At 33.5% G+C, this 13,675-nt stretch carries 9 protein-coding genes; all 9 read left to right on the forward strand.

All coding sequences use genetic code 11. The annotated features are described in order from the left end of the window. The first annotated feature begins 431 nt into the window (after positions 1-431). The 9 genes from SB689_RS20940 (at position 432) to SB689_RS20980 (ending at position 13,664) form a co-directional block, all read left to right on the forward strand. Positions 432-3,059 carry a beta strand repeat-containing protein gene (locus SB689_RS20940; protein WP_410694028.1) on the forward strand — a complete coding sequence of 876 codons (2,628 nt, stop codon included), beginning with the start codon at positions 432-434 and terminating at the stop codon, positions 3,057-3,059. A 930-nt stretch (positions 3,060-3,989) separates the two neighbouring features. Further along, the gene (locus SB689_RS20945; protein ID WP_410694029.1) at positions 3,990-4,415 is read left to right on the forward strand and encodes a transposase; all 426 of its coding nucleotides are present in this window, start codon (positions 3,990-3,992) and stop codon (positions 4,413-4,415) included. 19 nt (positions 4,416-4,434) lie between these two features. Further along, positions 4,435-4,761, forward strand: coding sequence for a helix-turn-helix domain-containing protein (locus tag SB689_RS20950; RefSeq protein ID WP_410694030.1), 327 nt, complete (start codon positions 4,435-4,437; stop codon positions 4,759-4,761). 64 nt (positions 4,762-4,825) lie between these two features. Further along, on the forward strand, positions 4,826-5,512 hold the full coding sequence (locus tag SB689_RS20955) for a hypothetical protein (RefSeq protein WP_410694031.1): 687 nt from the start codon (positions 4,826-4,828) through the stop codon (positions 5,510-5,512). A gap of 216 nt (positions 5,513-5,728) precedes the next feature. Further along, positions 5,729-6,217, forward strand: a complete 489-nt coding sequence (locus SB689_RS20960) for a hypothetical protein (protein ID WP_410694032.1) — start codon at positions 5,729-5,731, stop codon at positions 6,215-6,217. 425 nt (positions 6,218-6,642) lie between these two features. Continuing rightward, positions 6,643-8,409 carry a hypothetical protein gene (locus SB689_RS20965; RefSeq protein WP_410694033.1) on the forward strand — a complete coding sequence of 589 codons (1,767 nt, stop codon included), beginning with the start codon at positions 6,643-6,645 and terminating at the stop codon, positions 8,407-8,409. 62 nt (positions 8,410-8,471) lie between these two features. Then, complete coding sequence (locus SB689_RS20970; RefSeq protein ID WP_410694034.1) at positions 8,472-8,753, forward strand: hypothetical protein; 282 nt, start codon at positions 8,472-8,474, stop codon at positions 8,751-8,753. Between the two features lie 773 nt (positions 8,754-9,526). Continuing rightward, positions 9,527-12,043 carry a T9SS type A sorting domain-containing protein gene (locus tag SB689_RS20975; RefSeq protein WP_410694035.1) on the forward strand — a complete coding sequence of 839 codons (2,517 nt, stop codon included), beginning with the start codon at positions 9,527-9,529 and terminating at the stop codon, positions 12,041-12,043. Positions 12,044-12,488: 445 nt separating this feature from the next. Then, complete coding sequence (locus SB689_RS20980) at positions 12,489-13,664, forward strand: hypothetical protein (RefSeq protein ID WP_410694036.1); 1,176 nt, start codon at positions 12,489-12,491, stop codon at positions 13,662-13,664. Positions 13,665-13,675 lie beyond the last annotated feature (11 nt).

The raw sequence follows: 13,675 nt of genomic DNA on the forward strand, positions 1-13,675 counted from the left end.
TGGTTATTATTGAAATTTTGTTTCTGCCCCCTTATTCCCTCTTATAATATATATTGATTTGGTATTTTGATGTAATTCATAATCATAATAACAAATTACTTTTTTTGATACGATTCTAAAAACACACACACAACAGAAACAGAATTTCGATTTTATCCACTTATATAAAGGTGTTTAATATCTAAGTTGCAGAAAATATAAATTTTAATATAGTTATAATGATGAAATAATTTAAAATTTCAATAAAATATTAAGATAATTCAATGGTGCTTATTAAGATAATTCAACTGTTGTTCTTAATGTTTTATTCCAATTTTGCATGATTAATATGAAAAGATTAAATCAAATTGATAAATCTAGTTTAATCTTTTCATTTAGCTTACTTAGATGATTCTAGAACACAATAAAAACAAAAGTATTTTAAACTTAAGATGAAAAAACAAACATCAATTTTAATTGCAGCATTATTTTTCCCTGTAATTGCTTATTCTCAGGTAGGAATAAATACCCCAAATCCTACAGCTACGTTAGATATAACTGCAAAAAATGAAACAGGTTCTACAACCAATGTAGACGGGTTACTGGTTCCGAGAGTAGACAGACAGAGGGCTCAAGGGATGATAGATGTTCCTACTTCTACCATAATTTATGTAAATAGTATTGCAACAGGTACACAGGCAGGTACTGCAATTAATATAGACGCAGTAGGTCATTACTATTATAATGGTACAGTATGGACTAAGCTAAATTCATCAGCTGGTTCTAATATTAACATCTACAATTCGGATGGTTCTCTTACCGGAAACAGAGTCGTAACACAAGGAGCAAATACATTAGCTTTTACAGGAACTGCAGCTAATGCATTTTCAGTAGACGGAAGTACATTTTCAGTAGATGCAGCTAATAAAAGGATAGGAATTGGAACTACTGCTCCTGCCAATAAATTACACTTGGGGAGTGATGTAGGAAGTAGCGTTACAGATGTTGTAGGGAAAAAGCTGGCAGTTTATAATAATGGTAGTGGAACCGATTTCTATGGATTAGGCGTCAGTTCAGCTACCTTACAGTTTCATGCTTCTTCTACAGCAACAGAGGCGCCAGGTATGGTTTTAACGGATGCTGGTAGAGTTGGAATTGGAACTACCACTCCAGTACAAAAGCTACATGTAGAAGGAACGGGGCGTATTACAGGTTCTACTGGTACCTCAACAAGTATTATGGGTAGAGATGCAAATGGAGATATAGGAAATGTTGCGATAGGTTCCGGTTTATCTCTTTCAGGAGGAACCCTTACAGCTTCGGGTTCTGCGTCTGTTAATATTTACAATGCCGATGGTTCTCTTACCGGAAACAGAACTGTAACACAGGGAACGAATACATTAGCGTTTAACGGAACTGCAACAAATGCATTTTCAGTGGATGGAACTACCTTATCCGTAGATGCTGCGAATGATAGAGTCGGAATTGGAACAATCGCTCCTGAAAGCAAATTTCATGTAGCAAGTACAGCAGCTGTTTCCAATAGGTTTACATTAATTGATGGGCCTGCAGGTAATAATCAACAGGTGATTATGGCATTAAGAAACTCTTCTCCTGCAGCTACTGGTAATTATGCTCTTTTAGGATTTACCAATAACGGGGCTACATCGGGAGGAGCTAATTGGGGAATAGGTACCATCCGTACTGCTGCGTCTACCGAAGATTTTTTCTTTGGAAATTCTTTAGGAAGTAGTTACTTAGAGCGTTTGAGAATTACTTCTGCAGGGTTAATTGGGATTGGTACTGCTACGCCCGCGCAAAAATTACATGTAGAAGGTACGGCTCGTATTACTGGTTCTACCGGTACCTCAACAAGTATTATGGGTAGAGATGCAAATGGGGATATAGGAAATGTTGCAATAGGTGCCGGTTTATCTTTTTCCGGAGGAACTCTTACAGCTTCGAGTCCTGCGTCTGTTAATATTTACAATGCCGATGGTTCTCTTACCGGAAACAGAACTGTAACACAGGGAGGGAATACATTAGCATTTAACGGAACTGCAACAAATGCATTTTCAGTGGATGGAACTACCTTATCCGTAGATGCTGCTAATGATAGAGTTGGAATTGGAACAGCTACTCCTGAAGGTAAATTTCATGTAACAAGTACTGCAGCTGTTTCCAGTAGGTTTACATTAATTGATGGGCCTGCAGGTAATAATCAACAGGTGATTATGGCATTAAGAAACTCTTCTCCTGCAGCTACTGGTAATTATGCTCTTTTAGGATTTACCAATAACGGGGCTACATCGGGAGGAGCTAATTGGGGAATAGGTACCATCCGTACTGCTGCGTCTACCGAAGATTTTTTCTTTGGGAATTCTTTAGGTGGCAATTACTTAGAACGTTTGAGAATTACTTCTTCCGGTCTTATAGGAATTGGGACTTCAACACCACAAAAGCAATTGCATGTTAATGGTGCTTTACAGCTAACCAACGAATTAAATGTAGGAGGGAATGCTTCAACAGCAGGATCTGCAGGGATAGATGGCCAGATTTTAGTATCAAATGGGGCAGGAGCCGCAGCTAGTTGGGAGAATGTTAACATGGTTAAAGGTTCGATCTCTTCTACAACGTATGTACAGGGAACCTCATCTATTACAGTCAATCAGGGAGTAACGGCAGATGTTCCAGGAGTTAGTGTAACCTTAACGGTTCCTGCAGGGCGTACTCAAACTTTTCTATTTACAATCTTAGGATATGCGGTACTTGCAAATAGTAATACAACACAAGGTGTTTTCTCTTTATTACAAAATGGAGCTAAAATTTCTTCTGCTTTTGCTTCTAAAGCAGGACAATTTCCAGGTGCTGGGACTGGTGAAGCTCATTCTAACATGCCTGTTCCTGTTACTTTCCTGAAAGGAATAACTTTACCTTCCGGAACTTATACTTTCAAAGTTCAGTATACCTCTTGGGATGGTGCTGCGGCAGTTAATTTTGTTCCTTCAACGTATCAGGGATATAATGGCGATAACGAAGCTATGCTTACAAAAATGCAGGTTTTGGTTTATAATAATTAAATACATTTTAATATGATTCTAAAACACACATAATAGAAACAGAATTTTTATTTTATCCATTTATGTAAGTTGTATTTAATATTTCGCTACAGAAAATCTGATACTACACAATATTAACGATGAAATAGTCTAAAAACGAAAAAATGCTTATTATATTTTAAGAGTATTTATTAAGATAGTTCAACTGTAGTTATAAAAATATTCATGCAACTTTGTAATAATTGAGATCAGGTATTTTATTCAATTTGACTTTAGCGGGCATATTTTAATCTTCACTATGCCCGCTTTAAAAAATAAGAACCGATTATATTTTTAATTAAAATAAAATTTCAAGTAAAAAAGGATAACATTTAACGATAGAATTTTTCATTATTTTGTGTTTTTTTAATAATACTCAGCCTTCTCATAATAAGGTATTTATGGAGAGCAATATGAATGGGGAGGCGGTATTACTCTAAAAATAAAGAATAGAATTTTTAATTTTTTTAATATTTATTCGCTATTGCAATACAAAGGGAGAAATTTGCTGAACAATCATGTTAATATTCCCCATTAACTGAAAAGCCTATATATCAATCATGATAGACACCACTTTTACTGTAAATCCCTTTAGTTATTGCAATAGTTTTTTAATAAAATACAAAATAAAAATTTTGAATGCACGAATAAAGAAATGAATGAAATAAGATAAAAATTAGAGTAACCTAAAGAAAGTGTTTTCAGTTCCCCTCATCGGTCGAGGTAATCGTCCTATCTCGGCCACTTTCTTTGGAAATATAGAATAGTATTAATACTTTTTTATAAATTTTCTAAAATCAAAATAATAATCGCGTACATATTCATATTTCCTAAGGCCCCCCTTGATTAATTAGTTCTTAATTACACAAATGATGAAGAAATTAGGGGGGCTTTTATTTAAAGTAGAATAAGATGACAACAGAATTTAAAGAAATAGAAATAGGAGAATTAATCAAACAAAGAGTCCTGGAATGTAAAATTGATGATCAGAGAATTTGCAATTTTTTTAAATGTACAGAAAAAGAAATTGAAGAAGTATACATAAAGAAGTCTCTTGAATGCGAACAGCTTTTGAAATGGAGTAAATTATTAGATTATGATTTTTTCAGAATATATTCTCAGCATCTCATCCTGTATTCTCCGCAGGCATCTGTACAGTATAATATTGGAAATACAGAACTTCCCTATTTCAAAAAAAATATTTATACCAGAGAGATTATAGAATTTATATTAGATCTTGTAAGAACTGGTGAGAAGAGCAAAACGCAGATTATAAAAGAGTATAGAATTCCTAAAACAACTCTTTATAAATGGCTTAGCAAATACGGAAAAAAATAGCCAAACAAAATATAATAATATGGAAAATGCACCTGACTACAAACGTATCTACAAAGATGTTCTTAATAAGAAATTTCCTCATAAAATTGTAGAATGCCAAAAGCTTTTGGATAAAAAAATGCTTTCTACTTTAGATATTATAAAACTTAATACAATGATTTTCGGTGAGAATAAAGAAACTTTGGAGGCGAACCAAAAGCACCGTTCTTATACTGATGATGCAATAATGGAAATTCTTGAATATCAGAAAAAAAATAGACTCAATAATTCGCAGATTGCATTACATTTTAGAATAAGCCGAAACAGTGTGGCTAAATGGAAGAAGAGAAATAAGTTAAATTTTTAATAGTAAACTAACATTTTTCTAATTCATCCAAGCAAAAAGAAAATCAATTTTTTAATAATAACTAATGAGAACAAAAACTATTTTTTTGGTAGCAACATTATATTCTTCTTTTTTTATTTGTCAGGTAGGGATAAATACGCAAAATCCTACAGCAACTTTAGATGTAAATGGTAATGTAAAGATAAGAGTAGCGCCAGTCTTACAGGTTTCGGAAAATATTGATAAACTCATGGTTTTTGACAGTGATAATATAGTCAATACGGTTGATTTAGATAGAATATTTGAGAAAGCACCTTATGCACAGTCTATTATAAAAGGGATTGGCGGAAACGGTTTTTCAGTTTTGTCTTTGAACTTGCTGTCTGGATGGCAAAAAATATATTTCCCAACTTTAGAGATAAATGAAGGGCTCAATTTTAATGTTACAAACCAGGAATTTATTGCTCCAGAAACCGGAATTTACAATGTCTATGTTTTTATAGAAATGGCATCACTGCTATCGGCTTCTACATTAGGAGCTGGAATTTTTAAAATAAATTCGGGATCAAGCACTGCAGCTTTAATTTCAGATGAATCATTTTTGAATGTGAGTTTGTTGGGAGTAAATGTTTCATCACCCATAAGAAAAACACAAACTATAGTAAAACTAAATAAAGGGGATAAAATAGTATTTGGAGTGAAGGTACCTTTAGCAGATATTGGCTTGCTTACTAACTCTAAGGCAATATTTACCATTTGGAGAATGAAATAAAAATATTAGGCTTTATATATTTGCAAAGTTAATACAATTAGATTTCATAGTTTAAATTAAAATTTTTATAGTTAAAAAATTAAGCAATATTTCTTAAAGCTATTCCAAGATTCTTTTTGCAGTATGTAGAGCCTTTTTTAAGATTTTTATAGCCGAAAAAAGCTCAAAAATTCAAATACATCCAAAATAAATTTTATACTATTTAAATTATATTTTATGAAGATAACTAATAAAAACAGTATTTATTTATACGTTAAAATAGCAACAGTAAATATGATTATTGTCTTTTCTGCTACAGTTCTATTATGGGCATTTACAAAAAATCATTTCATAAATAGTATTTTTTTTCGCGGTATAGTATTTTGTTGCTGTATTATAGTACTCTTTATTTTTAATTTTATAAAAAGGCACACATTTCAATATGAAAATGTGGAAGGAATATTGACTTTTAAAAATGAAAATTTTTTGAAATTTATTGATTGGGAGACAGACAGATTTTCAAAGTATCAATTAATTGATTTTGAAATAAAAGAAGCAGGAATAAACAAAAAATTATACATAAAACAACATCAAAAGAAAATTACTTTAGTTTATAATATCACTTTTCTTTCCGATGCCGAAGTACAAAATCTTACCGAAGATTTTAAAAGCATTATATTAAAAAATTGTTTTTATCTACAAAAGCAATTTACTCCGGTTGGATAATCATTTTTCTTATAGTATTCTTGTCTTCAATTTTATTAGGAATTGCTTTTGTGGCTAAAATATAAGGTTCTAATCAAGTTCCATACTTTCTCTTTGTATTAATAAATTATTTCAATTTAAACAGACATGTTATGAAAATAGCATATCAATAGCTGCAATTTATCGATTGTGAAATAATTAATCCGATTTTTTTAAAATTAAATAGCTGGTAATTAGTCATTTAATCCGATGTATTAATAAAACTTAATATTTTATTATAAGATATTTCAATGGTATTTATTAAAATATTTCAATGGCTATTGCCGGTATTTTTATTCAAATTTGCACATGTAAACACAAAGATTATTGAATATCGCAATTAGCTAATGCATTAAACAATTTTTTATATAGAATTCTAAAAACACAATTCTAAAAATTAACTAAAGATGAAAAACAAAACTTCGATTTTAATTGCTGCACTATTTTTCCCAATATGTGCTTATTCCCAAGTGGGAGTACAGACTTCCAACCCACAAGGAACCTTTCATGTAGATGGAGGTAAAGATAACCCTGTTACAGGAGTACCAAATGCAACGCAACAAGCTAATGATATAGTTGTATCAAACACAGGTAGTGTTGGAATAGGAACTACATCACCAACTACTAAACTTCATGTAGTTGCAAATGCAAGTGACGGAAACAGATTTAATTTGTTTGATGCACCGATTGGAAGCGCAAGTTATGTGGCTTTGGCATTGAGAAATACTTCGCCAGTTGCTGTTGGGAATTTTTCTCTTTTAGGTTTTACCAATAATGGGCCTGCAGCATGGGGTGCGAGTTGGGGAATTGGAAGTATACGTTCTGCTACTGCTGAAGATTTCTACATTGGGAATGCAACACCAGTAGGAGCCCCTTATACTGAACGTTTAAGAATTAAAGATAATGGATTTGTTGGTATTGGAACAGCAACTCCGGCACAAAAATTACATATAGAAGGAGCAGCCCGTATTACAGGATCTGTAGGTACTTCTACTAATATTATGGGTAGAGATGCAAACGGAGACATAGGAAGTATTGCGCTAGGTTCTGGATTATCACTTTCTGGTGGAACTCTTAATACTACCGCAGCTGCTTCCACTAATATCTACAATGCAGACGGAACGCTTACAGGAAATAGAGTAGTAATACAAGGAGATAAGACACTAACTTTTAATTCTACTGCTACTAATGGTTTCTCGGTAGATGGAAATACATTTTCAGTAGACGCAGCTAATGGTAGAGTTGGAATAGGAACTACAATTCCAACTACTAAACTTCATGTAGTTGCAAGCATAAGCGATGCAAACAGGTATAATTTGATTGATGCTCCTGTAGGAAATCTGAGTGCTGTAGTTTTAGCATTAAGAAATACTTCACCAGTTGCAACCGGCAATCTTTCTCTTTTGGGCTTTACTAATAATGGGCCAACAGCGGGAGGGGCTAATTGGGGAGTTGGAAGCATACGTGCTAGTGTCGGAGAAGATTTCTATATTGGGAATGCTACCACAGGTAGTTATGTTGAACGCTTAAGAATTAAAGAGAGTACGGGCTTTGTTGGTATTGGAACTTCTACGCCAACAAATACATTACATGTAAAAGCAACTGCTGACCCATTAAAATTAGAAGGTGTACAAAACGGAACTGGTTCCAATTTGGTTATTGATGCTAATGGTGTTGTTAAAAAAGGTCCTGCGTCATCATCTTATGAGGTTTTATTTGACCTTACTCCTTTCGCTGATGTCACGATTAGTGATAGTAACCCTAATGGAGATGATAATAGACCTGGAGTTGCGATTAACAGTCAAACGATAACTCTTACAAGAGATGCTTTGGTACAGATCAACTTTGCGGTACCTGTTTGGGATGTTTTTAAATATGGCACAACTGCAGCCCCTACAGATGGTGGATCCAAAATGTTGAGAACACATTTAGTAGTAGACAATTCCATTTTGGTAAAAGCTACAAATGCTTATAGCAATTCTTCTACAGGTACAGGAACCGGGACTAGTCCTGAAGCGCTTAAAGGCGTTTTCTTTAACACAGGAAGTGCTTTTATCAAACTAAATGCAGGAACGCATACAATTAAATTAGAAGGTACTTGTAACCCATATATTACATGTCGACAAGGCGGAGGCAGTGGAGGAACAAAGTTCCAGGCAGTTGCTCTATATTAATCAGAAAATTTTTTGTACAAAAATATTTTAACTTAATTATTAACTTTTAAATTCAATTTACGATGAAAAAAACTATTTTGGCAGGTCTTTTACTTGCAACTTTCAGTACATCAATGATCAGTGCAAAACCGACAAAGCTTGCAGATCCGGAAGAGGCTAAATTCTTTTGCTATGTAACAACGTATACTACCGCAAAAGAAGGTGATTGTACAGTAACTTATAGAGTAACATCGAAATATTTTCTTGGTTGCTTTATCTGTAGTACAAGACAGGTTTATTCAAAAACATGTCCCTCAACTAATCCAGGAGGAGGTACCGGAGGAGGTACTGGTGGACAAAACTAAATAATAGCATAGATTAATGATTTCCCTTCACTATCGGTTTTGGTAGTGAGGGGATTTTGTAATTTATAGATCTAGTTTGTAATGTATTAAGATTTTATCTTTGTTGATTATAAAAAATTTCCCAATGATTCATTGGGAAATTTTTTGCATTATTGGTGAACTCAACCAGAATTATCTATAAAGACTTTTTTGGAAGATTAAATTAGTAAAAGACAGGTTCTGATTCTAATTTCTAAAAATGGAACAACATTTATATTTTGATAAAATTACTGTTAATTATTCATCAACTATTTGAAGATCCGTAAGAAAAATATAATTTTGCAGCCAGCAACATAAAATCATAATTGATGATAATGTTGTTTTACTAAAAAAACTAAAACCTAAATCGAAAACTAATTAAATCATTAAAATGAAGAAAACGACACTTTACTTTATTAATTCGTCACAACTAATTGTTTCTTACAATTTAAAATAAGAGTAAATCCTCAAAATTTCTTTAGATCACAAGTTGAATTTAATCAATATTTCTTATTTGATTATTTACAGAAATCAGATTAAAATTTCTGTGATATCAAAGGAAATTTAGGTTTTACAAATAATAATGGTACATTTTTTATCAACGAAAAATACTTTCAAAATCAATTTTTATTAATTGATAAAACTTATTTTTTATGGAGCTCAGAAACCATTCAAACGAAGCGAAACCGAAAAGCTAAACGAGTAGGAAAACAGTATAAAACTTAAACATGAAGAGAATTATTTTATTAAAAACCATGAAAAAACTCTACTTTTTACTCTTAATTTTCATTTCAATTTCTGCCTTTGCACAAACTTATAGTTACACGACTTATAATAGTGGAAATTCAGGAATAGGGAGCAACTCTATCTATGATATTAAATCCGATGCAAATGGCTTATTATGGGTTGCTTCTTACTATGGTATTTCAACTTTTAATGGAACTACTTTTACCAATTATAATACCAGCAACTCAGGTATTGCATCGAATGTAATTTTAAAAATTGAAATTGACGGTCTGGGCAGGAAATGGCTGGCATCTCAGTCCAATGGTATTATCTTATATAACGGAACCACCTGGACGAATTATACCACTTCAAATTCAGGGCTGCCAAATAATAATATCATTGACATAGCTGTTGACGGACTAAATAACCTTTGGGTTGTAACAGATGCGGGACTTACAAAATTCAACGGTACTACTTGGACTACTTATAATTCAGTGCCAAATATGAACTCAGTAGCAACCGATAGTAATAATGGTGTTTGGATTACCAATGATGGGGTATTGTACAAATTTAATGGGATTGATTTTAATTTCATAGCACAGGGAACTCAAAAAATATTGAGAATTGCAAATAATATAGTTTATGTTAAAGGTTATGATAGTTTAATCACTTTAACAACAAGTGGAACTAACATCACATTTACCTATCAAAACACTTCTTGTCTGGCAGGATCCCAACTCAATGCTTTGGATGTTGACGGCAACAGCAAAGTGTGGATCGGGTTTAATGGGCAAGGTGTACAAAACTTTACGAATTGCACTATTTATAATACTACAAATACAAATTCAGGTTTGCCAGATAATTATTTTAGTGCAATTAAAACACAAAGCTCCGGAACTATTTGGTTGGGAACATTACAACTTGGTTTGGTGAAAATGTCGCCAGTTACGGCTGTTTGTAATCCTCCAAACCAGATGTATACTTCTAATATTACATCCTCAACGGCTGTTCTTAACTGGCTGGAACCAACACCAGGCTATACTGGAGCTTATAAATATATATATTCTACCAGTCCAACTATGGCAGGTACGGTTACGAATACTGTTTCAACAATAGCGACTCTTGCAAATTTATTACCTAATACCACATATTATTGGTGGGTTGCGGCTAATTGTTATACCAGTGAAAGTGCTTGGGTATCGGGAGGTTCTTTTACGACACTTCCTGTGTCTGTAACAGGTTGCTGGCAAAGTGTAAGTGGAGGTTATAATCATTCTGTAGGATTAAAAAATGATGGAACAATTTGGGCTTGGGGTAGTGGTGGCGCACACATAGGTGATGGAACATTCATTACCAGACAAACTCCGGTTCAAATAGGAACAGCGAATAATTGGAAAAAAATTGTTGCAGGCGGTTATTACTCAATGGGAATAAAAACTGACGGAACACTTTGGGCCTGGGGCTACAACGGAGAAGGCAGATTAGGTGACGGAACCTCTCTTGACAGATATGTACCCACACAAATCGGAACAGCAAACAATTGGGCAGATGTTTCTCTTGGAAATAATCATACTTTAGCCATAAAGACCAATGGAACACTATGGACTTGGGGTAGTAATTTTTATGGAGGATTAGGAGACGGAACAACAGTAAATAAACTTGTTCCGACTCAAATAGGTACAGCAACCGATTGGGCAAGTGTTGCAGCGGGAGCTTATTTTTCTTTAGCGATAAAAACTAACGGAACACTTTGGGCTTGGGGTTATAATAATACCGGACAATTGGGTGACGGAACAAACACTAATCGACTTACGCCTAAACAAATAGGTACAGATAATGGATGGACCAATGTGGCTGCCGGATATAATCATTCTTTAGCAAGAAATTCTAATGAAGTACTTTATACTTGGGGAAGTAATGAAAAAGGACAGCTTGGTGATGGTACCCTTATTAATAAATTTGCGCCTACTGCTGTCTATAATGGAGTTAAAACTATTTCTGCAGGGTTTCTTAATACTATGGGAACAACAATATACGGAAATATGTTTGCTTGTGGACTAAATGGTTTCGGTCAATTAGGTAACAATACAACCACCGATTCAAAATTAATCTTTGTAGGAAATGCTACTGATCATAAACTAGTTACTGCTGGGTATGATCATACTTTATCTATAAATAATGATGGATTTTTGAAAGCGTGTGGAAATAACGATAGTGGAAAATTAGGTGACGGTACTACAATTTATAGACATGTACTTACTCCTGTTAATTGTCCTACAAGTAATTTAGCAGTGGATGAAATTTCAACAACATCGGATAATCTGAAAGTTTTCCCGAATCCTGTACAGGATATTTTGAATGTTTCATTTGATAAGAATATCCTTTCTGTAACGGTTTACAGCACGGCTGGGCAACAAGTTCTTACTAAAACTATCAATGATAATAAAGGAACAGTTGATGTTTCAACTTTACCTTCAGGAATTTACATGGTTAAAGTAAATGCTGTTAATAATACAGTGAAAACGGTAAAAGTAATCAAACGATAAAGTTAACTAGCTTATAGAATATATAAAAATGGCGTCACTTAATTTAAGCGGCGCCATTTTTTTTGAATCAACTATTTGATGATCCGTAAGAAAGCCATATTTTTGCAATCGAAAACAAAAAATCATCAATGATGAAATATTGTTTTTACTAAAAAAACTAAAACCTAATTTGAAAACTAATTAAACCATTAAAATAGAGAAAACTAGACTGTATTTTATTAATACATCAATACCAATTGTTTCCAACAATTTACATCAACATTAAATTCGAAAAATTTCTTTAGAGACTTATTTGCCAACAAAAATACTTTCAAAATCAATGTTCATCATTGATTAAAGCTCTTGCTTTTATTTTTGAATGACAAGTTTTCTGTTTACAGATCTCAGACGAAGTATTTAAAAATCAATATATATTTAATATTAAACTATTAATCTTTTCACTATTATGACAAAGAAACTATTAACCATTGTTTTGACAGGTTTATTCAGCACAACGGCATTTGCGGCCGATTTGTATGTTAGAAATGCTGGAGCTGGTGGAGCTTATTCTACCGTAAGTGCAGCTATCACCGCTGCTTCAGATGGAGATCGAATAATTATTCAACCTAAAACGAATGGGACTGCTTATGTAGAAAACCTTACCATCAACAAATCATTGACTTTTGTCTCTGAAACCATTTATAACAAATATTTTATTCAGGGAACTGTTACTATTAATCCGGCAGCAGGAAGGGTAGTGAATATAAGTAGTTTGAGTTCAGGAAACTTTACCATCTACAACGTAGTGGCAAGTGGACCAACAACCGGAGGAAGAACTACCATTAACCTGTATAACTGTTATTTGAATAATGTTTCTACCAACCAAACCAATACTACCACCAACATTTCTGGGTGTACAGTTTCGGGAGGGATTAATTTTTCCCATGGAAGATGTACAGCTAATAAAGCACAAAGTATTAGCGTTAATTCTACTACAACAGACACTAGTCTTGCTACATCAGATGTAGAAGTTTACGGCAATGTAGCAGATTTTGGGCTAACATACACACAATCAAATTATAATTTTAAATTCTACAATAATTTTTGCCGTGGTGTATTTGTTTACGCTATTAAAACAGGTGGCTCCAACGAAATCATTAATAATACTATTTATGATCCTTATGGAGGTGATGTAGCGCCATTTTTCATCAACTTAAATAATGGAAATACCGGAAATATTGCCATCATGAACAATGCGGCTTCTTTTGTGGTAGGGATAACCAATGTTTGTATTAAAAACAATAATAATGCTACTGTAACTGCTAGCTACAACGTATTTACCAATCCGTTTGTAACAGAAGGAGCTATGACTCAAAGCAACAATTCAGGATCAGTCAATATGAACTTCAACAATATAGATTATACCATAAGTGGAATGAATGCAAATGCTGGAAATCCAGATGTAAGTTACACCGATTTAGATTTAACAAGAAACGATGCTGGTCACTATGGAGGTTCAAACAGTTGGGCTAATTATTGGCCGGCAGACAGCGGTGGTAAACCTCAGGTAAACTATTTGCAGACGCCGAGAACCATTAGCAGTGGAACATTAAATATCACGGGATCTGGTTTTTCTAAATAATCGCTAATCAT

It is taken from the genome of Chryseobacterium sp. SIMBA_038 (assembly GCF_046535115.1).
Classification (GTDB): Bacteria; Bacteroidota; Bacteroidia; order Flavobacteriales; family Weeksellaceae; genus Chryseobacterium.

What these genes read in the sequence shown, in the direction of transcription:
- SB689_RS20955 (WP_410694031.1), top strand. Translation starts at nt 4,826, where the DNA reads ATGAGAACAAAAACTATTTTTTTGGTAGCAACATTATATTCTTCTTTT.
- SB689_RS20965 (WP_410694033.1), top strand. Translation starts at nt 6,643, where the DNA reads ATGAAAAACAAAACTTCGATTTTAATTGCTGCACTATTTTTCCCAATA.
- SB689_RS20940 (WP_410694028.1), top strand. Translation starts at nt 432, where the DNA reads ATGAAAAAACAAACATCAATTTTAATTGCAGCATTATTTTTCCCTGTA.
- SB689_RS20980 (WP_410694036.1), top strand. Translation starts at nt 12,489, where the DNA reads ATGACAAAGAAACTATTAACCATTGTTTTGACAGGTTTATTCAGCACA.
- SB689_RS20975 (WP_410694035.1), top strand. Translation starts at nt 9,527, where the DNA reads ATGAAAAAACTCTACTTTTTACTCTTAATTTTCATTTCAATTTCTGCC.
- SB689_RS20960 (WP_410694032.1), top strand. Translation starts at nt 5,729, where the DNA reads ATGAAGATAACTAATAAAAACAGTATTTATTTATACGTTAAAATAGCA.
- SB689_RS20950 (WP_410694030.1), top strand. Translation starts at nt 4,435, where the DNA reads ATGGAAAATGCACCTGACTACAAACGTATCTACAAAGATGTTCTTAAT.
- SB689_RS20945 (WP_410694029.1), top strand. Translation starts at nt 3,990, where the DNA reads ATGACAACAGAATTTAAAGAAATAGAAATAGGAGAATTAATCAAACAA.
- SB689_RS20970 (WP_410694034.1), top strand. Translation starts at nt 8,472, where the DNA reads ATGAAAAAAACTATTTTGGCAGGTCTTTTACTTGCAACTTTCAGTACA.